Here is a 25,494-nt window from a genome sequence, read left to right as displayed (position 1 = left end):
TGCGGTTAGCTGCCGGGGACGGTGAAGACGGTCGGCTCTGCCTCGTCCGTGATGCGCTTGGCTAAGACTAGGTCGATCGGCGTGGTGATCTTGAACGCCATCGGGTCGCCCTGCACGGTGGCGACGGGGACGCCGAACCATTCCATGAGACTCGCGTCATCCGTCGGCACAAAGCCCGTAGCACCAGCAGCGCCCTTACCGAAGTAAGCCTCGTTCGCGGCGCGCAGCGTCTCCAGGTCGAACCCTTGCGGCGTCTGCACGGCGCGCAGGCTAGAGCGGTCGGGGGTGTCCACGACGGTGCCAGCGACGTCGACACGTTTGATGGTGTCAGCGACGGGGAGGACGGGAATCACTGCGGGCGCGCCAGCAAGGACCTCCATGGCCACGCGGGCGATCATGCCCGGCGGGGTCAGGGCGCGAGCGGCGTCGTGGATGAGGACGGCGGAGGTGGCAAGCTCGTCGATAAGCGAAATTGCTTTGATGCCCTCCCACACGGAGTCTGCGCGCTCGCCGGCGCCGTGGATGAACTGGACGTCGTGCCCGTGCAGCAAACGGCGCGCCAGCGGTTCCATGTCGGGGCTGACGATGACGCCAATGTGGTCGACGATTTCGGACGTCTCCATCGCTGCAACGGAGCGTTCCAGCAGCGTGCGCCCCCGCAGTGGAACGTACGCTTTCGGGATGTCGGCGCCGAGGCGCGTGCCGCGGCCGGCTGCGGCGACAAGGGCGACGACGCGGCGTTTAGTCGTCCTCATCCGGGTCGTCGAAGCTCAGGTCGTCGAGGTCGACATCATCGTCCGGGTCGATGTCGTCGCTCGGCTTAGCCACAAGCCCCTGCTCGACGTGGCGGGCGATAATCGACTGGATTTCCTTTTCCATGTCGTCGGCCTTCGCCTCATCGATCGGCTCCGCAAGCGCGAGCTCGCCGACGAGGATCTGGCGGGCCTTACCCAGCATGCGCTTCTCGCCGGCGGACAGGCCACGGCCCTGGTCGCGGCGCCACAGGTCGCGCACAACCTCGGCGACCTTGTTGATGTCGCCCGATGCCAGACGCTCCTGGTTCGCCTTGTAGCGGCGGGACCAGTTGCCAGCTTCCTCAACGTCGGTCTCGCGCAGCACGGAGAAGACTTTGCGCAGGCCATCCTCGTTGACCACCTCGCGCACACCGACCAGCTCCGCGTTCTTCACCGGGACACGCACGGACAAGTCGGACTGCAGGATGTTCAGCACGAGGAAGTCGAGGGTCTCCCCGCCCATCTCCCGCTGCTCGATGTCCGCGATCCGCGCAGCACCGTGGTGCGGGTAGACCACCACTTCTCCGACCTTGAAATCCACTGGCAACTCCTTGCAGACAGCTCGGGCACACTGACCAATAACTCCACGATTCTAACATCGCTACCCCGTCGGCGATTGCGCAGTGTGCTTGACCGCGGCGCACTGCCACCCCGGAAAGCCGGCGTGCACCGCGCGCGCACCACACCCGGTTACCCCCGGTTGACCCCTGTTCTGGCGTGGGGAAGATCTCCGGGGCAGCGCAAAACTGTGAATTAGGGGCCAGGAAAGACTAAGGTAAACCGGTGATACGCCCAGAATTCCCCGTAATTCGTGATTGTTCGTAATGGAGGACATCGACGTGAAGTCCCTGAAGTCTGTCGCCCGCCGCGGCGGCGCAGTTTCTGTTGCAGCTGTTTCCGCGCTGCTGCTCGCAGCGTGCTCGGCAGGCCAGATCACCCAGACCTCTTCTCAGGTTGCGGCCGTCAACGGTGCCAGCGCCCAGACTGAGGACGGCTCCGTCACCGTCCAGGACGTCACGGTCCTCCTCGACGAGAACGGCGAAGCGGCCCTGAAGTTCACGGCGTCGAACCAGGACTACCAGATGCACGAGCACAAGCTGCAGTCCATCGAGGTCGACGGACAGTCTGTGCAGATGGATTCGACGGAGCCGATGGGCTACAACTGCAACATCGTCGGTGATTCCGCCGACGGCCTGGAGCAGATGCCGCAGTCGACCGACACGACCGCGTGCGTCGAGTATGTTGAGACCGCACTGGACAACAAGGACTTCGCCTACGGCGGCAACATCCCGGTGACGTTCACGTTCGACTCCGGCACCATCGATATCACCGCTACCGTGGCTGCGCCGACACTCGAGTCCGGCGACTCCGTCCGCCAGCCGGAGCTGCAAGAGTCCGGCCACGGCAGCGCCAAAGAAGCTCAGTAACTAGCCTTTGGCCAAGAAGCGCACCGTCTACACCTGCTCTGAGTGCGGCTATTCCTCCCCGAAGTGGCTCGGCCGCTGCCCGGAATGCGGCGCGTGGGGCACCCTCGCGGAATCCGCCGCTCCTGTTGCCGCGGCCGCCGGCGCAGGTTCAACGCGCCCGCAAGTGTTGACGCCGTCGTCAGCGGCGCAACCCATCACCAAAGTCAACGCCACCGCGGCGCATCGCTTATCGACGAGCATTGGCGAGCTCGACCGCGTCCTCGGCCGCGGCATCGTCCCCGGATCGGTGGTGCTGCTCTCTGGCGAGCCGGGCGTGGGAAAGTCGACGCTGCTGCTGGAAGTCGCGTCGAAATGGGCTTCCGCCGGTGCCGACGGCGCCGACGGTGAACCGCGCACCGCGCTGTACGTGACCGCAGAAGAGTCCGCTTCCCAGGTCCGCGGCCGCGCTGAACGCACCGGAGCTCTGCAAGACCGCCTGTTCCTGGCGGCGGAATCGAACCTGGATGTCCTGTTCGGCCATGTCGACCAGGTCAAACCCGATCTGCTGATCGTGGACTCGGTGCAGACGATGCAGGCGCCGGGCGTGGAAGGCGTCGCTGGCGGTGTCGCTCAGTCGCGTGCGGTGACGGCAGCTCTGACGAGCCTGGCGAAGTCGACGAACCTGCCGATCCTGCTGGTCGGCCACGTCACTAAGGACGGCAACGTCGCTGGCCCGCGCGTGCTGGAGCACTTGGTCGACGTGGTGCTCAACTTCGAGGGTGACCGCCAGACGAGCCTGCGCATGCTGCGCGGGCTGAAGAACCGCTTCGGCGCGACCGATGAAGTCGGCTGTTTCGAGCAGACCGCCGACGGTATCCGCGAGGTTCCTGACCCGTCTGGATTGTTCCTCTCCCACCGCGGCCAGACCCCCGACGGTTCTGCGGTCACGGTGGCGATCGACGGCGTGCGTCCGATCCTCGCTGAGGTCCAGGCGCTCACCGTCGACCCGGTGAACAAGTCGCCGCGCCGCGTGGTCACCGGCTTGGACTACAACCGCGTCCCCATGGTGCTCGCGGTCCTCCAAGCGCGCTGCGGGGAGCGCACCAATGACAAGGACGCCTACGTCGCCACGGTCGGCGGCGTGCGCATCACGGAGACGGCCACTGACCTCGCTGTCGCGCTGGCCACCTGGTCGAGTTTGCACAACACGCCGCTGCCGCCGCGCACCGTCGTCATCGGCGAGGTGGGCTTGGCTGGCGAGCTGCGCCGCGTACCTTCCCTGGACCGCCGCCTGGCGGAGGCCTCTCGTCTCGGTTACGAGAACGCGATCGTCCCCGGCGGCTCCAAGGGTGCAGCGAACCAGCACGGGATGCGTGTGGCGGAGGTGGGGTCGCTGAAGGAGGCGATTGGTGTCGTCGATAAGCGTATGCTCGAGTGATTATGACCAGCATGCGCGAAACTCTCCTGCGTCTCGCCCCGGGCACTGAGCTGCGCGACGGGCTTGAGCGCATCAAGCGCGGCCACACGGGCGCGCTCATCGTGCTTGGCGACGGCCCCGACGTCACCCCCATCTGCGACGGCGGCATCGAATTCGACGTGCCGTTCTCTCCGACGCTGCTGCGCGAGCTGTCCAAGATGGACGGCGCGGTCCTTCTGTCCGAGGACGGCACCCGCATCACGCGGGCGAACGTGCAGCTTGTGCCGTCGCCGACGTTCCCAACATCCGAGACCGGCACGCGCCACCGCGCCGCTGAACGCACTGCGCTGCACACGGGCACGCCGGTGGTGTCGGTGTCGGCGTCGATGAATATTGTCACCGTTTACGCCGCCGGGAAACGCCACGTCATCGAGGAGCCCGGTGTGATGATGACGCGTGCGCGGCAGGCGATTGCGACAGTGGAGCAGTACCGTTCGCGCGTCGATAAGGCGAACCAGCGCCTCGCGGTGGCCGAGATGAACCGCTACGCCGCTGTCGAAGACGTGCTGCATCTGCTGCAACGCCAGCTGCTGCTGCAGCGCGCCGCCCGCGATATCGACGACCAGATCATTGAGCTGGGCACCGACGCCCGCCAGCTGCGCCTCCAGCTCAGCGAACTGCGCGGCACAATCGACGATGACATTGAGATGCTCGTGTGCGACTACATCGTCACCGACGGCGTTCCGCACGCCGAGCTTATCGACGGCGCCTTGCGCGACCTCGAGAACCTCCCCGACTCCGACCTACTCACCTCGGCGGCACTGGCGCGCCTGCTCGGCTTGCCCGCAACGGAAGAGAATTTGGTCGAGTCGGTCACCCCGCGCGGCTACCGCGTCCTGTCGCGCATCCCGCGGGTGCAGAAGTTCCTCATTGACCACATCGTGGAAGAGTTCGGCGACCTGGACGCCATCCGCGCAGCCGAACCGGAGCAGCTCGCGGTGGCGGAACATGTCTCGCCGCTGTGGGCACGCCACATTACGGAGGGTCTGCGCCGACTTAGCTGACTCTAGGAGGTGGCTCGTCTAGCTCCTAGTTGATGTTGAAGGTGACGCCCTCAGAGGCGTTGTCCCCGAGCGAGACCGAAGCGACGTAGGCGCCCGGCGCGACCGGCTCACGTGCCGAGCACTGGCCCGGCGAGGACCCCAGGCGCGACCAGGTTGCGCTGAAGTGGCGGGACTCGCCGGCGGGGAAGGTTTGCTCACCGTTGATCACCGGGTCGTAGCAGTCGGTGTCGCCCCAGACGGGCTGGAAGCCTTCGCGGCCGATGGCGTAGACCTCGAAGCGCAGCTTGTCCTCGGTGGCGTCGATATCGCAGTCGGCGCCGGTGGGGTTTTTCACCTCGACGGTGATGTCCGGCTGATCCTCCGGATCCGAGCTGTCGAAGGCGGTCTTGTTCACCTTCACGGTCAGCTGCAAGTCCTCGAGCTCGCAGGTCTTCTTGGAAGCCAGGGCAGCCTCGTCGGGCTTGTCGGATTCGCTTTCGGACGGCTCCGTGGAATCTTCGTCCGTGGACTTGGTCTCGGTTTCTGTCTCTGTCTCCGTGGCGGATGCGCCCGGGTCCGGTTCGGTCGGGGTGGTCACCATTGTCTCCGGCGCGGTTGTGGTGGGCTGTTCCGGCTCGTCGGAACCGGAGCGCGCGAACGCCGTTAAACCCCACACCACCAGGGCAGCAACCGCGAGGAGGATGACCAGCGCAGCGACCCTGCGGCGGACGTAGACCTCCTGCGGGAGGCGCTGCGGGGACCGCACGGGGCGAATGTCCGTGCCTCGTGCAGAGTCACGCGCGTCACCGCGCTCCGGGCGCCGCGGCTGGCGCGGGGTGTAACTGTCTCGTCGGGGCGGTTGGTGGCTCACGCCTGTAGATCTTATCGGCCGAAGTGCTCTCCGACGGGTGTGACGCGGCCATCCTCAAGCCGGTATCGCGCGGCGACAATGCCCAACGAGCCGTCAGCAATGCGATCCTCCACGTCCGGGATGCGGTGCCGCAAGTGCTCGGCGGTGACCGTCGCATGGGTCTCTTCGATGACAGCGCGGTCGGCGTGCTCAAGCTTCTTGGCTTCGATGACACTCGGCGCGATCTTTTCCACGAACACGCGGGTGAGGTCGGTGGGCATCTCCCCTTCCTCGAAGGAGGTGGCGGCAGCACCGATCGCTCCGCAGCTTTCGTGGCTGAGCACGACGATCAGGGACACCCCGAGATTCTTCACCGCGAATTCCAGGGATCCGGTCACGGCGGCGTCCACGCACCCTCCGGCGGTGCGGACGACGAAGAGTTCGCCGAGGCCGGCGTCGAAAAGCATCTCGACAGGCACCCGCGAATCGGAACACGCCAGCACTGCCGCGTACGGTTCTTGGCCGGCGCGCAGTTCTTGGAGGCGGGCGCTGTTGTTGTTTGGACGCTCAGAAGTTTCAGTGGCGAAACGCTCATTTCCTTCGAGTAGGTGCTGCCAGGTCTCTCGCGGTATTTTTCGGAATGCCATGGCCACTATTATGGCACTGTGATTGATCCCGCGAAAGTGACCGAGTGGTTCCGCGCGAACGCCCGCGATCTGCCGTGGCGCGAGCCGGGCACGTCGCCGTGGGGCGTGCTGCTCAGCGAGGTCATGAGCCAGCAGACTCCCGTCGCTCGCGTCGCCCCCCAGTGGCGTGAGTGGATGCGGCGCTGGCCCACGCCCGCGGATCTCGCCGCCGCGCCCACGTCTGAGGTACTGCGGGCGTGGGGCACGCTGGGGTATCCGCGTCGCGCGTTGCGGCTCCAGGAATGCGCCGCCTCGCTTGTCGACGTTCACAACGGGCAGGTGCCCAGCGCCGTCGATAAGCTGCTGGCGCTACCGGGGATCGGCGACTACACCGCGCGGGCGGTCGCGTGCTTCGCGTTCGGGCAGGCAGTGCCCGTGGTGGACACGAATGTGCGCCGAGTTTACGCTCGCGCCGAGCTGGGACGGCCGGTGGCGAAACCGCAGAAGGCCGAGCTGGAATGGGTCGCGGAGCTGCTCCCGGGCACGGACGCGGATGTGTTCTCCGCGGGCCTGATGGAGCTCGGCGCGCTTGTCTGCACTGCGACGAGCCCCGCGTGCGAGTCGTGCCCGCTTATCAGCGACTGCGCTTGGGTCGCCGCCGGCTCCCCCGCCCCCACCGAGGAGGAACTGGCGGGCAAGAAAGTGCAGAAGTTCGTCGGCACCGACCGGCAGGTACGCGGGAAGATCATGAAGGTCCTGCGCGATTCCGATGCTCCCGTCGAGCAGGGCGTGATCGACGTGGTCTGGCCGGACGCGCCGCAACGCTCCCGCGCTCTGTACTCGCTGCTTGAGGACGGGTTGGCCGTGCAGGATGCCGACGGCCGTTTCCGCCTGCCGTAGCCGCCTGAGCTGCCTGCCGCGTTCTCAGGAAACGTTTAGCATTGTCCGCATGGACCTCTACGAGCTCAACTACGAAGCCCTAGACCTCGGCGAGAAGTCTGCGGCCGGCATGCCGCATGACGAGTACCTCGCCGAGATCGATCCCCTCATCGCCCTGATGGCTCAAAGTGGCACACCGGAGGGCGAGGAGCTGGCCTACCGCACCCGCCTCGACGCGATGTACGCACGGGCAGCGCACGATCCGGTCGGTTCAATAGACGAGCTCAAAGACCTGTATGCGATGCACCAACGCGAACCGGACCGCTTCCGCGCGCACCACTACGCGTCCTCCGCAACCACGGACCCTACGCAACCTCTCAACGAAGACGGCACCCCCATGCCGAATCTGTTCCGGATCTTTCTGGACTTCATCATCGCGCGCATCCCCGGCCGTGAGGACGGAACCGTGGAGAAGTCGGAGGAAGCACTCGCTTTCGCTGAAGAAGTCTTCGACGACCCGGATGACATCCTCAACCTGAGAATCGCCCACCACCAAAACCGCAACGAAAGCGACCGGGTTATTCCCTTGTTGGACGGGTACATTCCGGGTGCAGGGGACGTCGATAAGCTGGGGGCCGTCGAGTGGCTGCGACGCCACGACATTGCAGCCATGGCCTACCTCGAGCAAGGCATGCTGGACAAATGCGACGAGATCGTCGACATCATGGTGGACTCCGGACACGTCAGCACAAACCAGCCGGCAGCGATGATCGCCGAATCGCTGAGCCCGCTGGCCGCCCACATCGACTACGAGAAGTCTGTCCGGCGCGCGCAGATCGCTCTCCAGCTCGCCGTCGCAGACCCGGACCTGAACGAGGCGGTCATCCAAATCGCGACATTCCTGCTTCAAGGCGGCCTCGCTGACGAAGCGTTCGCGCTCGTCAGCGCCACGGAGCCGTTCATCGACGACACCGCAGGCGTCGCTGGAGCGCTGTTCATCTTCTTCCGCGCCGCCGCGGAGAACGGCCACGGCGAACGCGCCATGGTGCGCTACACCTCACCGCGGTGGCAGCGGTACGTAGGTGTTGGCCCGAACCCGACAGTGGCCGCACTCACCGATGACTTCGGCCGGGTGGCCCTGCGCGACGCCGCAGAAGGCGACGCGCGCAACGGCAACGACTTCTGGGCCCGTTACTACAACGAGCGCCACCGCGTACCCGCCCTTGACGCGGATCACTTTGAAGACACTGCTATCTCAAAGCTTGAAGACGACTCCCCGCGCGACATCTGCTTCCACCCCGTCGACGCCGATTACGACCCAGAGCTGATCACCTACGCCAAAGCCCGCATCGACGGAAGCTACGACGGATCCCAATACCCCACCCGCGCCGACGCCGACCCGCGAATGTCGGAGATCCGCAGCCGCGAGCCGCAATCCATGGACGACATCACCCAGATGTTCCGGGACATGATGGCTCTCGCGCAGGACCCCACCGTTGACCCGCAGTTGCGCAGCACCATCGAGATCAATTTCCTCTTGGAGGGGCTGTTCCCGGAGGAGTACCTCGGGGACGTCGGCAAGCACGCGCTGCCGTTCGTGGCCTCGTTCGATCCAGACACGGCTATCGAGAAAACCTGTGGCCTGCTCGCACGACTCATCGAGCTCGACGAGGAGGACTCCGGCCGTGCCCATGAGCTCCTCGATTTCGCTGTTTCACTCGCCGCCGCAGAGAAGATTTCCTACCCGCTGCTGCGCGACCTGACGTCCGGCACGATTCAAACAGGGCGCCAAATGGATGCCATCGCGATGATCGACAAGACACTGACTGAACAGCGCGTCCACCCGGACGTTATCGACGACCCGGAGGCTGCCGAAGTCATGCTGCGTCCACTCAAGGGCATTCGGCTCGGACGCCTTGGCAGTGAGCTACGCGGTGCGCAGGAAATCCTCAGCGCCGCCTTCCTCGCCGAACGCACAGGCGACATCACACAGCACGTCGTGCTCATCGGCACCGCGCTCAACCTGCTTATCGACGCCCAACTCGCCTCCGCCGCCGAAAACCTCGCCGGCACCGCCGAACATCTCCTCAACACCACCGCAGACACAGCGGAACCGTGGGCCCGGCTCGAAGCTGCGGCAGCAATGGCACGCTTCATCACACGCACCGGCGACGACTTCTTCGCCCAAGAATGGCCTGCCACCAGTCAGCGCTTCCAATCCCTCACCGAGCAGGTCTTACGCCACGACGAGGACGCCCCGCAGCTCCTGGTGAAAAACTACGATTGGATCTCCGACCTGGTCGAACTGCTCAGCAGCACCGGCCGCCATGCAGAGTCCATCGCGCTGACCACCTGGGCAATCCCCGTGATCACGGAGGTGGGAAACCCCATGGTGTCCACACTCATTCGCGGCCGCAACGCCTTCGCCCTCGGCAGCGCCGGCCACCACGACGAAGCAGCGCTGGTCTTCGAGAACGTTTGGGAGCGCGCCCGCGACATCGACCGCTCCGACATGATGCTCTGGGTGGAACTCCACCTTGACGAGTTCAGCGACCGCACCGGCGCACCCGCCTACGGCAACCTGCTTGCCCGCCTGCGCAGCGAAGGCAGCTACGGCGGTTAAAGCCGCGTTATTTCTTCCAGCGGCCGCGGTAGGTCAGCCCGCCGGGCAGGTTGACCCAGACGCCGCCGCGCGAGTTCACGGTGACAGGTCCGAACTTCTTAGACAGCGAGGCACCCGAGCCCGACGTGTTCACCCAGGTGTTCTTGTTCAGCTTCTTCTTGCCACGGTACGTGATTCCCATGGGTCATGATCGTACGAGACGTGGCGGCCACCGCGCCCGTCAACCCGCACTCTTTCTTGATTTTCCAGCGGGCGCGTAAGGGGCCTGGCTAGGATCCTGGAGTATGGCACATGTTTTCCCTCGGCTAAGTTTCAAGGCGGCGGTTGCAAATGCTGCTACGGCGGTGGCGCTTGCGGCGACGGGTGTGCCGGTGGCGGGTGCTCATGACGCGGTCGACCAAGCGCATCGCGGTCTGCAGCACGCGGCGACCACTCCGGCCGGCAACCCGACCAACGCGTATGACCCGTTTTACGACGACCCGGTGCCCGCCGACCAGCTCGACCGGCCCGGCAAGATCCTGCGCACCCAGCCGGCGCCGCACCTGCTGAACATCCTCGGCCCGGAGTTCCCCGGTTACGCCGAGCGGATCCTCTACACCTCCACGACTGTCGACGGCCGGATCGTGCCGGTCAGCGGCGTGGTCATCGAACCGGCTAATCCGTGGCAGGGCGGCGGCCCCACCCCGACAGTCGTGTTCGGCCCCGGCACCCGCGGCGCCGGCGACACCTGCGCGCCGAGCCGTGGGCCATGGATGCTCGGCCAAGTCGACCCCAACCTGCCGGCTGTGGCGACGAACTACGAGATCGCCCACTACCACGCCGCATCCCTGCTGGGCATGCGCGTGGTGGTCACCGACTACATCGGCCTGGGCACACCCGGCGCGCACACCTACGTCCTCCACGACGAAGAGGGCCACGCCATGCTCGATGCCGCCCGCGCCACGACCACGCCCGGGGCTCCGGTCGGGTTCTGGGGTTACTCCCAAGGCGGCGGTGCCTCGGCGGCCGCGGCGGAGATGGCCAGCACCTACGCGCCGGATCTCAACGTCAAAGGCGCCTACTCTGGCGCGCCGCCGGCGGACCTGATCGAGTCCATCCGCGGAGTCGACAACTCCTCCATCGGCGCCGTTATCGGCTACGCGTTGCATGGGTGGACGGAGAGGTATCCGGAGTTTGGGGCGGTCGTCGATAAGCATGTCAATGCGCGCGGCCGCGAGTTCATCGCCACCACCCGCGACTCGTGCATGCCGGACGGCGCGGTGCGCTGGGGCCTGCAGGATTCGCGCACGATGACCACCTCAGGGCGCAGCTTGGGCGACATCGTCACCTCGGAACCGGAGATCCGCCGCGAGCTCGAAGCGCAGAAGCTCGGCCGCCGCAAACCCGCATCCCCGATCATGGTGTCCACGCCCGGCAACGACGACCTCGTGCCCAGCGGCCAGGTAGTGCAGATGGCGCGCGACCACTGCAGCCTCGGCGCGCAGGTCACCTTGCTTGACGACGCCCTACCCCCACTCACCCGGGGCGTGAAACTCGGCGCCAACCACGCCGTGGGAATTTTCAGCCAAGCTCCCCCGTCCATGACCTGGCTCATGGACCGCTTCAACGGTCTGCCAGCCGGAACGAATTGCGGCACATTCTAGATTTCCCGGATCGTCCTGAGGGCTGGGTGAGTCCTGGCACAGCGTGCGGCCGAGGCCCAGATATAGATTGCATGTGGCCGTCGCACGGTGCCTAAAACACCAGGTCATTTTCTCTTGCCACAGTAAGGATGCAATCTATATCTTGCGCGCGGCGTGAAACGGCGAAACCCGCGCTTCCCCTCTCGTGGTGTGAGGGGATGCGCGGGTTCTTGGGCTCGGGCTGACGGCCCGACGGCTTAAGGGTTAGGCCTTCTCGCCGTCACCGTCGGACAGATCGTCCGGGTCCGGGCCGTCAGTGTTGTCGGGGCCGTCCGTGTTGTCACCGTCATCACTGTCGCGACCGTCGCGCGGCCGGTCGAGCAGGGCGGTTCCGGGGGCGCCGTCCTCGCCGAAGTTGCTCTCAGAGTCAGCATCGGCGTCAGCGTCAGCCGCAGGGTCCGAGTCCGGGCCGGGCTCGTCGGTCTCATCCGGGTCAACCGGCGTGGTAGCGCGGACCTGGTAGTCCTCCTGGCCGTCCTTCGGAGCGATGTCGCGGACATCATCATCCTCAAGCTCACCGAAGGTGTCCTCCGGCAGCGGCTTCGGCTTCGGGGTGAAGGTGAACTCGGCGTTCTCGTAGTCGCGCGGCGAGTCGGTCTTGCCGTCCCAGTTGGTCACACCGACCTCGATGATCTCACCGGCACCGATCTCGCCGAAGAGGATCTTCTCCGACAGGACATCCTCGATCTCGCGCTGGATGGTGCGGCGCAGCGGGCGCGCACCGAGCACGGGATCGAAACCGCGGGCTGCCAGAAGGTTCTTGGCGTCCTCGGACAACTCGATACCCATGTCCTGGGTCTCGAGGTTCTTCGCCAAGCGTCCGGCGAGCAGCTCCACCATCTCGACGATCTGCTCCTGGGTGAGCTGGTGGAAGACCACGATCTCGTCGATACGGTTGAGGAACTCGGGGCGGAAGTGCTTCTTCAGCTCGTCATGAACCTTCTGCTTCATGCGCTCGTACTGGGCATCCGAGTCGGTGGCGCTGGCGCCACTGAAGCCCAGTCCGACAGCCTTGGAGATGTCAGACGTACCCAAGTTGGAGGTGAAGATCAGCACCGTGTTCTTGAAGTCCACGTTGCGGCCCTGGCCGTCGGTGACGTGGCCTTCTTCGAGCACCTGCAGGAGGGTGTTGTAAATCTCCTTGTGGGCTTTCTCGATTTCGTCGAAAAGCACGACGCTGAACGGCTTACGGCGGACCTTCTCCGTGAGCTGGCCACCCTCTTCGTAACCGACGTATCCGGGAGGCGCACCGAACAGGCGCGACGCGGTGAAGCGGTCGTGGAACTCACCCATGTCCACCTGGATCAGGGAGTCCTCGTCGCCGAAGAGGAACTCAGCGAGCGCCTTGGACAGCTCCGTCTTACCCACACCGGACGGACCGGCGAAGATGAAGGAACCGGACGGACGCTTCGGGTCCTTGAGGCCAGCGCGCGTGCGCCGGATAGCGCGGGAGACTGCCTTGACGGCGTCGTCCTGGCCGATGATGCGCTGGTGCAGCTCGTCCTCCATGTGCAGGAGGCGGGAGGACTCGGACTCGGTGAGCTTGAACACGGGGATGCCGGTCCAGTTGGCCAGCACGTCCGCGATCTGCTCCTCGCCGACCTCAGCGATGTCCTCGAGCTCACCGGCGCGCCACTGCTTTTCCTTCTCAGCACGCTCTTCACCCAGCTTGCGCTCGGTGTCGCGCAGGCCGGCAGCCTTCTCGAAGTCCTGGGCGTCGATAGCCGCTTCCTTCTCGCGGCGCACCTCGGTGATGCGGTCGTCGACATCGCGCAGACCCTTCGGGGCGGTCATGCGCTTGATGCGCATGCGTGCGCCAGCCTCGTCGAGGAGGTCGACAGCCTTGTCCGGCAGGAAACGGTCGTTGATGTAGCGGTCCGACAGGTTCGCAGCTGCCGCGAGAGCGTCGTCGGTGTAGGAGACGCGGTGGTGCGCCTCATAACGGTCACGCAGACCCTTGAGGATCTGGATGGTGTTCTCCACCGACGGTTCGTCGACCTGCACCGGCTGGAAACGACGCTCCAAGGCGGCGTCCTTCTCAATGTGCTTGCGGTACTCGTCGAGCGTGGTGGCACCGATGGTCTGCAGCTCACCGCGGGCCAGCTTCGGCTTCAGCAGCGATGCAGCATCGATGGCGCCTTCTGCAGCACCCGCACCGACGAGGGTGTGAATCTCGTCGATGAACAGGATGATATCGCCGCGCTGGTTGATCTCCTTGAGCACCTTCTTCAGGCGCTCCTCGAAGTCACCGCGGTAGCGGGAACCAGCCACGAGGGAGCCCAAGTCGAGCGAGTAGACCTGCTTGTCCTTCAGAGTCTCCGGAACCTTGCCGTTGGCGATGTCCAGGGCGAGGCCCTCCACGACGGCGGTCTTACCCACACCCGGCTCACCGATGAGCACCGGGTTGTTCTTAGTGCGGCGCGACAGCACCTGCATGATGCGCTCGATCTCCTTGTCGCGTCCGACGACAGGATCGAGCTTGCCTTCCTTGGCAGCGGCAGTGAGGTTGCGTCCGAACTGGTCCAGCACGAGCGAGTTGGAGCGCTCGCCCTGGTTGCCTCCTCGACCGGAGCCCATGCCGCCCATGCTGCCGGAGCCAGCACCGGCACCGGTCAGACCCGGGCCGCCCTGCTGGCCTTCGGCGATTTCAGGGTTCTGGCCCTCGCCGCCCTCATAACCAGACAGCAGCTGAATGACCTGCTGACGCACGCGCGGCAAGTCTGCACCGAGCTTGATCAGCACCTGTGCAGCTACGCCTTCACCCTCGCGGATGAGGCCGAGGAGCAGGAACTCCGTGCCGATGTACTTGTGCCCCATCTGCAGTCCCTCACGCAGGGAGAGCTCCAGTACCTTCTTGGCGCGCGGAGTGAACGGCACGTGGCCGGTGTGTGGCTGGGAGCCGCGGCCGATGATCTCTTCGACCTCACGTCGGACGTCGTCAAGGTTGATGCCCATGGATTCAAGGGCCTTGGCGGCAACGCCCTCGCCCTCCTGGATCAGGCCGAGCAGGATGTGCTCAGTACCGATGTAGTTGTGGTTCAGGTCGCGTGCTTCCTGCTGGGCCAGCACGATCACGCGCCGTGCACGGTCTGTAAACCGCTCGAACATGTGGCAACCCCTTTATGGCTAAAGACAGCTAATTTTTGTTCCACCCACCATAACGCGCAGGTGCGAAACCCCTTCCCTGCTTGCAGTCTCATTCCGCCACGGAGACACAAAAGTCCAGCTCACAGTAGTGTTCGCCAGTAGCGAACAGCCCTCGATCGCGTTTTAGCAGGGATCCAGGGCGAGACGGTCTTCATCGACGTCAACATAGGCGTTGGCGGGGAAGTTTCCGTTGACAAGCGGCCGCGCGTTCCCGCCGTACCGCGACTTCGCGTCGCACACCCCGGATTTGTTGGCGCCGTAATCGAGGTAGACGGGATAGATGTCGTGCCCGTGGACGCGCGGGCGTAACGACGCACAGTGGCCCGGCGTGGTGAATTCCGCCCCGCTCGGCGCGGACGCGAGCGCGTCGGCGAGACGCTGGCTGGGGTCGCCTAATGACGGATCCGCAATGATCGAGTCGATGATGAGAATGTACCGGCCGTCGCAGTTCGGCTGGGACGCGCGCGTTCCACCAGCCGTGGTGATGTAGTTCCCACCGTCATCGCTCGGCTTGTCGGCCGCAGAAGTGCTGGACGATGGGGACTTCGTTTCCGTCTCCTCCTCTGTCTCTTCGGTTTCACTTCCACGGTCTTTCTTCTCGGTAGCTTCCTTCTTCTCTTCGTTCGCGGACTCAGTCTGCGTGGGCGCCACTGTTGTGAATGCCACTTCGTCTTCAGTTGAGACATCGCCAGAGCATCCGGCCAGACCGGTAGCCAGCGCGAGAATCCCGCACGCCGCAGCAGCGCGGACAGTGCGAACTCCACGGGTAGCGGGCACATTCTGACGGGAACGCATAGAGGTCATCATGGCTCATACCTTATTCCCGCAATCGAGCAGTGTGGGTGAGGCGTGGACCAGTCCCCAGTTTTGCTGTGAGTGAACTGCCAGCAAGCTTAAAGTCTGGATGTACGCTGAATTGAGCACGACAGACAGGATTTTCACATGACTGGCCCTCACGGTGATTGGCAGCCGACTCCAAACTCGGGCGGCAGCTACAACTGGCAACTTCCTCAGCAGCCTCAACAAACCCAGCAAGTCCAGCAACCCCAACAAGCCTGGCAACCCCAACAAGCCTGGCCGTCTCAGCCACAACCGGCGCCGGATGGAGGCCCCGCCTCCAAGCGCACCGGAATATCCCCGATTGCGAAGGGGCTCCTCGCTGTACTGGCAGCCATTGCAGTGGCGTTGGCGGGGTTGTGGATTTTCCAGTCCACCCGCTCGGAGCCCATCGGCCCGCTGGGGTGGAGCAACGAGACACTGATGTCCAAGCTCAATAGCGGCATCATCACCGACTGCGCCGTGGGGCAGGATTTCTACGACTCGGTGGGTGTCCATGACGTCACGCGGGATGCGGGTCGGTGCACCGGGTTCATCACGACAGCGGACGGCAGCAGGGTGAAAGCGGAGATCGGAACGACCGATTATCCGTCGGGGGATACCACCGCACCGTCCGATGAAGCCCTTATGAGCTGGGAGGAAACTGCCGACCCGGAAGCGGCGCTTGCTGAGGATGTCTTCTCTTTGGCCAGCTACACCCAGTCCGGAATGCGGTGCACCATGACTACGAGCAGTAGCATGCTCAAGTCTTTGGAGCTGTCCGTCGCTGGCCCATGCGAGGCGCTGTACCCGATGGCGCGGCAGTTCCAGAACTTGCAGACTCAGTTCGACGCAGCGCGGGAAGACCGCGGACTGTTCGATTTCTCCAGCCCGGAGTTCCTCGATGTCGAACCCGCCACGCCAACGGTGCGGGCGGCGCTGTATGCAGAGGAGGACTCGGAACTCAGTGAGTTCGGTGAGGAACTGCCGGTCGACGACGATCAATTCGACAGCTCCTACCGCATCACGGATGCCACAGTGGAGCTCTCCGAAGACGAGGGAGAGATCTGCGTTGAAAGCACTTTCCACTTGCATGAGCAACTTGACAGCACCGCGACAGAGTTCGCCATGCCCATGGAACCCGTGGCACTGTTTCCCAACGGCCAACTGGTCGTGCTGCAGAACCAGGATTCAGGCTATGTCCGCTTGGCGGAAGGTGACTCGATCGACGAGAAATTCTGTGGCACGTTTCAACCGGAAATGCTCGACTCCGAGGTGTTGATCATCTCGGTCGATGCGCTGAGCTACGCCTCGTTGAAGATCGAGAAATAGCTGTTCCTCACTAGCCCGCCGGTTACGATGAGGCGCCAATCAAGGTCGTCTAACGAACGCTTGCTCCAGGCGCGCGCGATACAGTCACCAGATAAGGTGTCCGTTATCGCGTGAAAGGAGTCTGGCTCGTGCTGCCGAAGGGGCATTTGCTTATGGACGACCTTGTCGGCCACGCCATTTCCCTCTCCCCCGACCGCGAACTCACACTCGGCCGGGCCGCGGCATTCCCCGTCGGTGAGGATGACCCCGCTATGCACCGCCGTTTCCTGCACATCTGGAACACCGGTGGTGCGTGGATGATCAAGAACACCGGCTCTTTCATCACCGCCCGGATCATTGCGCGCGGCAGCAACCGGTTCAGTCCCCAACGCTTGGCACCTGGGGCGACATTGCCGCTGCCGCCGGGTGAGGTGTCGTTGACGTTCGACACGAAGAACATGGCCTATGAGATCGCTCTGGTCAACGCTGCTGCTGGTCGCAGCCCGGACCTTGGCCCGGTTCCTGACGCACCGTTCACAGCCGAGCAGTTCGAGCCGTCCTATGAGCAGCAGCGCCTCCTTTTTGCCCTGGCTGAACCGCTGTGGAAGGACCCTTCTGTGGAACCGCACCTAGTCGTGCCCAGCAACGAGGAGCTCGCCGCGGAGTTGGGGTGGACCCCAAAGCAGACCAACCAGCGCATGCAGCGCATCGTCGAGGCTCTTGAGCGCGCCGGGGTGCCCGAGTTCCGCCGCGGCCCCACACAGGTTCCGCGCCGCATCCAACTGGCGCAGTACGCCTCCGAGCACTTCACCCAGCCCGACGCGCATAACGTTAGCCGGAAAGACGTGCGCCGGTGACCGCAGCCGAATACCCGCTGAACTCCGCGGAGTACAACAAGTTCGTCGTCGAACTCGCAGGCCTCGGTTACGAGATCGAGAGCATGATCGGCCGCGGCGGCATGGGCACGGTCTTCCGCGCTCGCCAGCGCCACTTGGACCGCACTGTGGCAGTCAAGGCCATGTCGCGCGACCTCATCGCCGATCCCACTGCCAGGACGCGTTTCGATTCAGAGATGCGCACCATGGCCGCCTTGAAGCACCCCGCTATCGTGCGTGTCGAGTACGGCGCGATCACCGCGTCCGGCATTCCGTTCTTCGTGATGGAGTTCATCGAGGGGCAGTCGCTGGACAAGGCGCTCGCTTCTCGACGGGGCCGTGGGTTCGGGGTGGCGGCGACCGTCGATAAGCTTGCGCCGATTGCTCGTGCGCTGGACTTTCTGCACTCTGAGCGCAAGCCCATCGTCCACCGCGATGTGAAACCCGCCAACATCATGATGTCTCCGGATGGGGCGGTGCTGACGGACTTCGGGATTTCCTACATCGCCGATGACACGCGGTTGACGCAGGAAGGCACGATTATCGGGACTGACGCGTACCTCGCGCCGGAACTGTTCTCCGCGGGCGCGTTCCGCAACGGGTCGGCGCCGCAGCCGACCCCGGCGAGTGATAACTACGCCTTCGCGCTCATCGCGCTGGAAATGATTTCCGGGGTCACCCTGCGCTCAACCATGTCCGGACAGGCGTGGCGCGGGTCCCGCGATCTGGGGGCGCTGCGCGACGTGCCGGCCGCCGACGTTTTCGCCCGTGCCCTGTCAAACAACCCTGGTGAGCGATACGATTCCGCGTCAGAATTCCTCCGCGCGCTAGCGAAATCGGGCGGCCGTGGCTTGACCAAAACCATGCAAACGGCGGCGGAGCGCGCTGCTTACGATCCACCCAAGCGCACAAACCGCGTGGCGCGCGCCATTGCGGCGCTAGCGCTGGTGCTGGTTGTCGGAGGGGCCGGTACGGCTGTGTGGTTCCAGACCCAGCGCTCCTGGAGTAGTGCGGACCGCGTGCTTGTCGACGCCTTCCCCGGCCTTTTGCCCAGCCACAACAATGCGGCAGGATGGCGCGGCACCAAGTGCGCTAGCGCGCAGCCCGATGAGGGCCAGCAAGCCAAGATCGTCTGCCGAGGCGACGACTTGGTGTATGTCATCGCGGACTTTGGCACGTCGGAAAACCGCGAGCGGTTCACCCCGTCCGACGACATGGGAGCGTTCGAAGCTGGCTCTTGCCGGATGCGCACCGGCAGTTTGACGGGCAGCGACGGCACATTCGTGGTGGTGCCGTCGGCACCTCGCGACTTCGCAGCGGTCGTGCTCAATGGAGCGGACGCCGATGACGCCCGCTTCCACATCCCTATCTGCCGCTAATCCTGCAACCCTGCGCTAGCAGAGGTTCAGGTATGCGCGATCTTCCTTCGCCGACTCGCCGTAGATGACGCCGAGGAAGGACGCCTTGTCGCCCTGCGGCGCCTGGTAGTAGGCGGGCGGTTCCTCATCGGGCATCTGGTGGGAGTGGATCTGGCAGGAGCCGTCGCGTTCGAGCACATCAAAGTCGGAGTCCGGGAGCGCGGCGTCGCGGTCCTCTGGGGAGTCGTACTGGATGAGCGACACCCCGAGCTCGCTGTCGGCGCAGCGGATCCGCGCCTTCTGGTCGCCCTCTGGTTCGACCGACTGGCAGGTCAGACCGCGCCAGCCCTTTCCGCCATCCTTCTCGGAGACGATGTCCGGGTACGCCTCGGCGATCTCGGCCTCGGGGCCGGACCACGGCTCACCTTTGCCGTTGTTGGTCCACCACCAGTAGCCACCGGCACCAGCTGCGGCGAGAAGCAACAGGCCGGCAAGCGCGAGCGCAATGCCTTTGCCGGGGCCATTTTTCTTCGGCTGCTGCTCCTCTGCCTCGTATTGAGGCTCGTATGTAGCGTCGTAGTCAGAGTCGGATTCCCAGTCGGAGCTGGTGTACGCGAGAGTGCTGCCGCCGCCCTTCTGCACTTCGGGTGCAGTCGTGGACTCATTGGGCACAGCCGCCCACGACGTTGTGGGAACTTCAGTTTGCGCGGCATCACGGCCCCAGTTGTCTCCCTCGGCTGCGTCAGGGGTCGGTTCAGACTGCGCAGTTGCCTGCCACTCTGGGAAGAGATGACGGTTGAGGTAGTCGGCAGCACTCTCGCTTTCAGCGAGCAGCGTGCGGTCCACCGGCGCACCCATCAATTCACCGACGAAGACGGCGAGCTTCTCGCGGTTCTCTTTTGCACTCACGTCACCGTCATCGACCACCGGGCCGACCTGCGCGAGCTTGATCTGGCCGTCGCTCTGCTGGAGCATGTTGTCAGGATCCAGCGCCCGGGACACCCACGATGCTTTACCGGAAGAGTTGAAGGTGTCCACCGCGTCGGCCACGGGACCGAGAAGTGCTGCGACTTCTTCGCGGCTGTAGGGGTTGCCCCACTGCATCCGGTTGGCCACCACCTGCGGCATCGGCGTGCCCTCGGCGACATCGCGGACGACGTAGAGCTTGTTGTCGCTCGTCAGCCCGATGTCGCGCAGCGTCACCACCGCTTGGTGGGAGTTCCACTGTGCAAACGCAGCAAGGTCTGCAACGTCCTCGCGTTGGAACTCCGGTACCTCCTCTTGAGATACCTCAACCTCGGCACGATTCGTCCCCCACGAGTTCTGCACCCGGTAGATCTCCGCACCGCCGATTTCGATCGGATCACCCACGGGCGCGAGCGCGTACCGTTCCTTCAACAGTTGCTCGAAAGACTGGTCAGTCATGTGTCACCTCGACCGGGTAGGACTTAGAAGTCCAGGTAGTAGTCGCCGATATCCGTGTGATCGATCCCGAGCAGCTTCGGCTTTCCGTCGATGATGCCGAACAGCAGGATGCCACCCGTGGCGGTCCCGTCCTTGTTGTCGACAGCGACAAAGTACATTTCGCTCATGCCTTCGCGTTCAAGTTCTGCCCTGTAGGCGTCTTCGTCGTAGTAGGACAAGATCTCCGCGAACTCGGTGCCCGGTGTCACTCGCCCTGCACGGGGATCGCGTGCGTCGAACTCGTTATCCACGCCTGAGTAGTCGTCGCCAATCTCGAGGGAATCCTTCATGTCGGAACGGTAATCCGGCGCCGCGTTCTCCACCAGCCACTGCTCGGTCTCAGCATCGGTGCGCATGTTGAGGAACTCGTTCGCTTTCGAGCGCACCTTCCGCTCTTCAGAGAAACCCCACGAGCCCAGGGCAATCAGGCCCCACACCAGCAGCATCGTAAGCACCGTCAGCAGCGCGGTTGCGGCAACAATGCTTTTCGACGACCGGTTGAACTCCGACCGCGTCCGCGTCACAACCGGATTGAACTTCTCGGAGAAGTTCTGCTTCGCGGCCGACACATTGGCGAACTTGCCTTGCTCCGGCTGACCCGGCTGCCCGGGTTGGCCTGCCCCGTACTGCGGCTGCCCCGGCTGTGCAGTCGGAGCGGCCTGTCCCGCCTGTCCAGCACCACCGGTCGTGTCGAGAGCCGCGAGTTCGCGGAGTGCAGCAACGTCGATGTCCGGCGCGGTCGGGTCGTCGAGACGCTGATCGTACATAGCGCGACGCTGCGGGTCGCCGAGAATGCTGCGTGCGATCTTCAGTTCCTCGATGCCGCCAGGGTTAGTTGCGACGCCGGATGCGATGCGCTGATCCAACTCAGCAGCCAAGGACGCAGCGTCCTTCGAGCGGTCAGAACCGAGCGCGTTGTACAGGTTGTAGTGGGGCATGACAGCAATCACCTTTCTCGGTCACGGGATCAACAGTTCTCATCGTATTCAATGCCGACTCCATGCTCAGCCGAAGGAGGGGATCACTCCCCACACTTCGGTAAGTGTGACCCTGCCGACATGCCCCCTACTCCAAGGGCACACCATTACCGTCGCGGTCGTAGCCCGCCGCGCCAGTGAGGACCAAGATCATTTCCACCAATGGCCAGATCGCTAACGCAATGCCCATAGGGATAGCTACGACGAGCCCGATGATCGTGATCGCGAAGAAGAAGGTCGCGGCAAGAAGGACCAGTTTTGCTACTCCTCGGCCCGTCTGCCCCATGTAGAAGTTTCCGATCCCGAACTCCCCGAGAAAGAAGAACAACAGAGCAGCGATGACCTTGTTCTTCGGCTTAACGGCGTACGGATACGGCTGAGCCATGTACGGTGCCGGCGGATGATACGCCGGCTGGACGTAATGCTCCTGCGCATACGGTTCGGAGAAATATTGCGGGGATTGACCGTAACCGTAGCTCTCGTAACCCGGGTGAGCGCCCGTGACAGGCAGGCCATCACGATCATACTGCTGGCCATAGGGGTAGCCGTTCCACATGGAGCTCATGGGGAGAACCTTTCTTGAATCGCTGACCGTTTGAAAGTGACTACTTGCGACAATATCCCATCTCGGGAACGCCCACCGGCACGCTCTAGCAGGGATCGAGAGCAAGACGGGCTTCGTCGACCGATTGGTTGTTGCCCGAGGCGAAGTCGCCGTCGATAAGCGGGCGGACGTTACCGCCGTACCGTGACTTCGCTGAGCACGCCGCGGACTTGTCTTTCCCGAAATCCAGGTAGACGGGATAAATGTCATGGCCGTCAACCTGCTTGCGCAAGGAATCGCACTGGCCGGGCACGGTGAACTCCTTGCCCTCCTCACCGTCGGGCCCGACGAAAGCGACAGCTTCGGTCAGCCGCTGGCGAGTGTCGCCGAGCGACGGATCGTCGACGATCGAATCCAGGATCAGGATGTAGCGACCATCGCACTTCGGATAAGAGGCGTGGAAGATAGCTTCCCCGAGACCGACCACTGTGATGTACTCGGCATGGTCGGCGGGGACAGCGTCGTTATCGAACGTGGTGCCGGTGGCGCAGTTGTCCATGTGGGACCGAACCTTCGGACCGATGCCCAGCCTGTCCACAGTTGACTGGTCGTAGCAACCCGACAACAACGCATTCTGAAGCTGACCGTCTTCCGGGATCACCTTCCATCCCCCGTTCTCCCAGATGATCGGGACCAGGTAGTCGCTGGACTTGTGGGCAACAAACGCAAAGTCGCCCTCGCACTCGAGGATTGTCCACCCCAGCGCGTTTCCTTCACCGAGATCTCGCTCGAGCGCGGCCTCAGTACACTCCGGTGCAGACTCTTTGGAATTCTCTTGGGTAGCGGAAATGTCTTCCTCTTCCGCGGCCTGCTCAGTGGTGGAGGGTGACACGGTAGAGAATCCCGGCTCCTCAACGCCGTCACTAGAGCAGCCGACAACAGTGACGGCGAGCAGAAGGGCACCGCACACGGCGGCCACGGAGCGGGTCAATGAGCGCATGGGCTCAGACTAACCCGGTTCTCCCTGCAAAGAGGTGCTTTTCGGCGCGAGCCGCGGGGTGGGTTAAGCCTCGGGGCGCACCATCGGGAACAGGACGGTCTCACGGATGCCCAAACCGGTCAGGGCCATGAGGAGACGGTCGATACCCATGCCGGTGCCGGCGGTCGGCGGCATGCCCTGCTCCATGGCGGCGAGGAAGTCCTCGTCGAGCACCATGGCTTCGTCGTCACCGTCGGCGGCCAGGCGGGCCTGGTCCTCGAAACGCTCGCGCTGGATCACGGGGTCGACCAGCTCGGAATAGCCAGTGGCCAGCTCGAAGCCGCGGACGTAGAGGTCCCACTTCTCGGTCACGCGCGGTTTCTCGCGGTGGTCGCGGGTCAGCGGGGAGGTCTCGACCGGGAAGTTGATCACAAAGGTCGGCTCATACAGCTGGTCGGAGCACAGCTCCTCCCAAATCTCCTCGACGAGCTTGCCGTGGCCCCAGCCTGCGTTCTCCGGAACCTTCAGGCCGATTACGGCTGCGATGCCCTTGAGCTCATCGACGGTGGAGTCGATCGTCACCTCCGGCTGACCCGGGAACTTCCGCGCCAGCGCCTCATTCAGGGACGGGTACATCTCCAAGACTCTCCAGTCGCCGCCGAGGTCGTAGGAGGTGCCGTCGGCAAGCGTCACCGTCGTTGAGCCGAAGACTTCCTGCGCGCAGAACTGCACGGCGCCCTTGATGGTCTCTGCTCCATCTTTGTAGGTGCCCCACGCTTGGTAGGTCTCCATCATGGTGAACTCCGGCGAGTGCGAGCTATCGACGCCCTCGTTGCGGAAGTTGCGGTTGATCTCGAAGACGCGATCAATGCCGCCGACCACACAGCGCTTCAGGTACAACTCCGGCGCGATGCGCAGGTACAGGTCGATGTCCAGGGCGTTGGAGTGCGTCTCAAACGGACGCGCCGCGGCCCCACCGTGCAGGGTCTGCAGCATCGGGGTCTCCACCTCAACGAAGTCCAGGCCCGTGAGGTACTTACGCAGCGCAGCGATCACCTTGATGCGGGTCAGCGCGTTCTTGCGCGCATCGTCACGCATGATCAGATCGGTGTAGCGGTAACGCACGCGCTGCTCTTCATTCATGTCAGCGAAAGCGACCGGCAGCGGGCGCAGTGCCTTCGACGCCATGTGCCAGCTGCTCGCCATCACAGACAGCTCACCGCGTTTCGACGCAATGACCCGGCCCCGCACGGAGACAATATCGCCCAGGTCGGTATCGGCCTTCCAGTTCGCCAGCGACTCTTCGCCGACCTCCGCCAGGGAGAGCATGACCTGGAGTTGGGTGCCGTCGCCTTCCTGCAACGTCGCAAAGCACAGCTTGCCCGTGTTGCGCTGGAACATGATGCGGCCTGCGACCGCAACCTCATCCTGTGTCTCCTCACCCGGCTCCAGCGCGAGCTCCCCCTCAGCGGTGGAGTACTTCGCACGCAGATCCTTCAGCGACGTCGTGCGGTCGACAACGACCGGGTACGGCTCATGCCCCTCTGCAAGGAGCTTCTCACGCTTCGCGCGGCGGATCTGTTGCTGCTCTGAAAGGTCCTGGGTAGTCACGCTCTCCTACCGTAGTCGGTTCTGCGAAGTGAGTAGTAGTCAGGCAACGTCCAGAACTAGCGCTCAGTCACTCGCGGGTCTTATCGCACATATTGAGGTGGAGGCGCTTGTTCTCTGCGTCCTCACCGTTGACCACGAGGAGAAACTGGCCATCCTGCCCCTGCGGCGCGAGCACATAAGCCGGCGGGCTTTGACCCGCGCGTTCGTACGAGTGCACTTCGCACTCACCCTGGGTGAGAACGACCGGATCCTCATCCGGAAGCATCCCGTCGCGAGCCTCCACCGTGCCGTAGTCCATGACGCTCACACCGAGCTGCTTGTCGGCGCAGCGGATCCGGGCGTCCTGGCCCTCCTCCGGTTCCTTGGACGTGCACCGCATCCCCAACCAGCCGCGCTGACCGTTCTCCTCCCCGATGATGCGCGGGAACGCATCCGCGATGACCTGGTCCTCCGGCTCCCAGGGCTCACTCTGGTTGTTCCAGAACCACCAACCGCCGGCACCCAGCGCGCCGAGCAACAGGAGAACGCCCAGGATCACCGGCACCGTTTTTCCGCGGCGGGGCTTGTCAGCGCCCTGCACCTGCGGCGGGTAATACCCCGGCGGCGGGCCCGGATACTGTGCCGGATATGACTGGACCGGGTACTGCTGCACAGGGCTGACTGCCTCAGCATTCGGGTCTGTGTCCGGGTAGTACTGCTTCGGCTTGGGCTTGACCTCCGCCTTAGGCTCCTCACCGGCTGAGGCCTGCGGCGCGTCAGGCTCCGCCGCCGGGGCCGGTGCGACGGGGATGCTGGTGGTTGCAGTCTCGTCCGCCGCCTCGCCAGCCTCGGCCGGGCCGAAATCGATATCGGCCAGTTCGCGCAGGGAGGCAACGTCGATGGTCGGCGCGGTCGGGTCGTCCAGACGGGCGTCGTACAACGCTCGGCGGCGTTCGTCACCCAGGATTTTCTGGGCTACCTGCAGCTCATCACGCTGGGAGGGGCTGATGTTACTGTCCGCAAGCCGCCAGTCGATCGTCGCGGCGAGACTCGCAGCATCGCGGTCGCGGTCCAACCCGAGCGATGAATAGAAATCATGGTGGGGCATGCATT

Annotated in this window: 22 protein-coding genes; 9 read left to right on the top strand and 13 right to left on the bottom strand. The window is 64.3% G+C overall.

All coding sequences use genetic code 11. From position 1 onward, the window contains the following. Nucleotides 1–5 precede the first annotated feature (5 nt). Nucleotides 6–755: a 2-C-methyl-D-erythritol 4-phosphate cytidylyltransferase gene (gene ispD, locus KBX17_RS06380; RefSeq protein WP_256018989.1), complete on the bottom strand. Its 750-nt coding sequence runs from the start codon at nt 753–755 to the stop codon at nt 6–8. Continuing rightward, nucleotides 742–1,335 (bottom strand): CarD family transcriptional regulator, encoded by a 594-nt coding sequence (locus tag KBX17_RS06375; protein ID WP_255995472.1) that lies wholly within the window; start codon nt 1,333–1,335, stop codon nt 742–744. The genes ispD and KBX17_RS06375 overlap by 14 nt, the downstream gene beginning before the upstream one ends. Nucleotides 1,336–1,618: 283 nt before the next feature. Between KBX17_RS06375 and KBX17_RS06370 the strand changes: the two genes are divergently transcribed. From KBX17_RS06370 to disA, 3 genes are read left to right on the top strand one after another with little or no spacing between them, the layout of a single operon-like run. Further along, complete coding sequence (locus tag KBX17_RS06370; protein ID WP_256018988.1) at nt 1,619–2,221, top strand: hypothetical protein; 603 nt, start codon at nt 1,619–1,621, stop codon at nt 2,219–2,221. A gap of 7 nt (nt 2,222–2,228) precedes the next feature. After that, nucleotides 2,229–3,638 carry a DNA repair protein RadA gene (gene radA, locus KBX17_RS06365; protein ID WP_256018986.1) on the top strand — a complete coding sequence of 470 codons (1,410 nt, stop codon included), beginning with the start codon at nt 2,229–2,231 and terminating at the stop codon, nt 3,636–3,638. A gap of 2 nt (nt 3,639–3,640) precedes the next feature. Then, entirely contained in the window at nt 3,641–4,681 is a 1,041-nt protein-coding gene (disA, locus tag KBX17_RS06360; RefSeq protein ID WP_256018985.1) for a DNA integrity scanning diadenylate cyclase DisA, read from the top strand. Between the two features lie 25 nt (nt 4,682–4,706). Here disA and KBX17_RS06355 read toward each other — a convergent pair whose 3' ends face one another. Continuing rightward, nucleotides 4,707–5,531, bottom strand: a complete 825-nt coding sequence (locus tag KBX17_RS06355) for a hypothetical protein (RefSeq protein ID WP_256018983.1) — start codon at nt 5,529–5,531, stop codon at nt 4,707–4,709. 11 nt (nt 5,532–5,542) lie between these two features. After that, the gene (locus tag KBX17_RS06350) at nt 5,543–6,157 is read right to left on the bottom strand and encodes a carbonic anhydrase (RefSeq protein WP_040423496.1); all 615 of its coding nucleotides are present in this window, start codon (nt 6,155–6,157) and stop codon (nt 5,543–5,545) included. Between the two features lie 18 nt (nt 6,158–6,175). Here KBX17_RS06350 and KBX17_RS06345 point away from each other — a divergent pair, with 18 nt between their 5' ends. Continuing rightward, nucleotides 6,176–7,036, top strand: a complete 861-nt coding sequence (locus tag KBX17_RS06345) for an A/G-specific adenine glycosylase (protein WP_256018982.1) — start codon at nt 6,176–6,178, stop codon at nt 7,034–7,036. A 49-nt stretch (nt 7,037–7,085) separates the two neighbouring features. Continuing rightward, nucleotides 7,086–9,638, top strand: coding sequence for a hypothetical protein (locus KBX17_RS06340; protein WP_256018980.1), 2,553 nt, complete (start codon nt 7,086–7,088; stop codon nt 9,636–9,638). Nucleotides 9,639–9,645: 7 nt separating this feature from the next. On the opposite strand, the gene KBX17_RS06335 is transcribed toward KBX17_RS06340, so the two are convergent. Beyond that, the gene (locus tag KBX17_RS06335; RefSeq protein ID WP_005288553.1) at nt 9,646–9,819 is read right to left on the bottom strand and encodes a DUF4236 domain-containing protein; all 174 of its coding nucleotides are present in this window, start codon (nt 9,817–9,819) and stop codon (nt 9,646–9,648) included. A 103-nt stretch (nt 9,820–9,922) separates the two neighbouring features. On the opposite strand from KBX17_RS06335, the gene KBX17_RS06330 reads away from it, so the two are divergent. Beyond that, nucleotides 9,923–11,281: a lipase family protein gene (locus KBX17_RS06330; RefSeq protein WP_256018979.1), complete on the top strand. Its 1,359-nt coding sequence runs from the start codon at nt 9,923–9,925 to the stop codon at nt 11,279–11,281. A 243-nt stretch (nt 11,282–11,524) separates the two neighbouring features. On the opposite strand, the gene KBX17_RS06325 is transcribed toward KBX17_RS06330, so the two are convergent. Both KBX17_RS06325 and KBX17_RS06320 read right to left on the bottom strand, forming a co-directional pair. Continuing rightward, the gene (locus KBX17_RS06325) at nt 11,525–14,428 is read right to left on the bottom strand and encodes an ATP-dependent Clp protease ATP-binding subunit (RefSeq protein WP_256018977.1); all 2,904 of its coding nucleotides are present in this window, start codon (nt 14,426–14,428) and stop codon (nt 11,525–11,527) included. Between the two features lie 162 nt (nt 14,429–14,590). Further along, nucleotides 14,591–15,274 carry a hypothetical protein gene (locus KBX17_RS06320; protein ID WP_256018976.1) on the bottom strand — a complete coding sequence of 228 codons (684 nt, stop codon included), beginning with the start codon at nt 15,272–15,274 and terminating at the stop codon, nt 14,591–14,593. A gap of 135 nt (nt 15,275–15,409) precedes the next feature. Between KBX17_RS06320 and KBX17_RS06315 the strand changes: the two genes are divergently transcribed. The 3 genes from KBX17_RS06315 to KBX17_RS06305 all read left to right on the top strand — a co-directional run bounded on the left by KBX17_RS06315 (nt 15,410) and on the right by KBX17_RS06305 (nt 18,848). Next, complete coding sequence (locus KBX17_RS06315) at nt 15,410–16,615, top strand: hypothetical protein (protein ID WP_256018974.1); 1,206 nt, start codon at nt 15,410–15,412, stop codon at nt 16,613–16,615. 110 nt (nt 16,616–16,725) lie between these two features. Further along, on the top strand, nt 16,726–17,451 hold the full coding sequence (locus tag KBX17_RS06310) for a hypothetical protein (protein WP_256018973.1): 726 nt from the start codon (nt 16,726–16,728) through the stop codon (nt 17,449–17,451). Further along, a complete protein-coding gene (locus KBX17_RS06305) occupies nt 17,448–18,848 on the top strand; it encodes a serine/threonine-protein kinase (RefSeq protein WP_256018971.1) in 1,401 nt (466 codons plus the stop codon). Before KBX17_RS06310 ends, KBX17_RS06305 begins: the two co-directional genes overlap by 4 nt. Nucleotides 18,849–18,863: 15 nt before the next feature. Here KBX17_RS06305 and KBX17_RS06300 read toward each other — a convergent pair whose 3' ends face one another. From KBX17_RS06300 to KBX17_RS06275, 6 genes are all read right to left on the bottom strand, one after another. Beyond that, on the bottom strand, nt 18,864–20,252 hold the full coding sequence (locus tag KBX17_RS06300) for a hypothetical protein (protein WP_256018970.1): 1,389 nt from the start codon (nt 20,250–20,252) through the stop codon (nt 18,864–18,866). A 23-nt stretch (nt 20,253–20,275) separates the two neighbouring features. Further along, nucleotides 20,276–21,229, bottom strand: coding sequence for a hypothetical protein (locus tag KBX17_RS06295; protein ID WP_256018968.1), 954 nt, complete (start codon nt 21,227–21,229; stop codon nt 20,276–20,278). Between the two features lie 127 nt (nt 21,230–21,356). After that, nucleotides 21,357–21,833 carry a TM2 domain-containing protein gene (locus tag KBX17_RS06290; RefSeq protein WP_256018967.1) on the bottom strand — a complete coding sequence of 159 codons (477 nt, stop codon included), beginning with the start codon at nt 21,831–21,833 and terminating at the stop codon, nt 21,357–21,359. Between the two features lie 85 nt (nt 21,834–21,918). Continuing rightward, on the bottom strand, nt 21,919–22,812 hold the full coding sequence (locus KBX17_RS06285; protein WP_256018965.1) for a hypothetical protein: 894 nt from the start codon (nt 22,810–22,812) through the stop codon (nt 21,919–21,921). A gap of 63 nt (nt 22,813–22,875) precedes the next feature. Next, complete coding sequence (lysS, locus tag KBX17_RS06280) at nt 22,876–24,402, bottom strand: lysine--tRNA ligase (RefSeq protein ID WP_256018964.1); 1,527 nt, start codon at nt 24,400–24,402, stop codon at nt 22,876–22,878. A gap of 67 nt (nt 24,403–24,469) precedes the next feature. Beyond that, on the bottom strand, nt 24,470–25,489 hold the full coding sequence (locus KBX17_RS06275; RefSeq protein WP_256018962.1) for a hypothetical protein: 1,020 nt from the start codon (nt 25,487–25,489) through the stop codon (nt 24,470–24,472). Between the last annotated feature and the right edge of the window lie 5 nt (nt 25,490–25,494).

This window comes from Corynebacterium sp. CCUG 65737 (assembly GCF_024454115.1).
GTDB classification, from domain to species: domain Bacteria; phylum Actinomycetota; class Actinomycetes; order Mycobacteriales; family Mycobacteriaceae; genus Corynebacterium; species Corynebacterium genitalium.
This window is presented reverse-complemented; position numbering and strand designations above follow the sequence as displayed.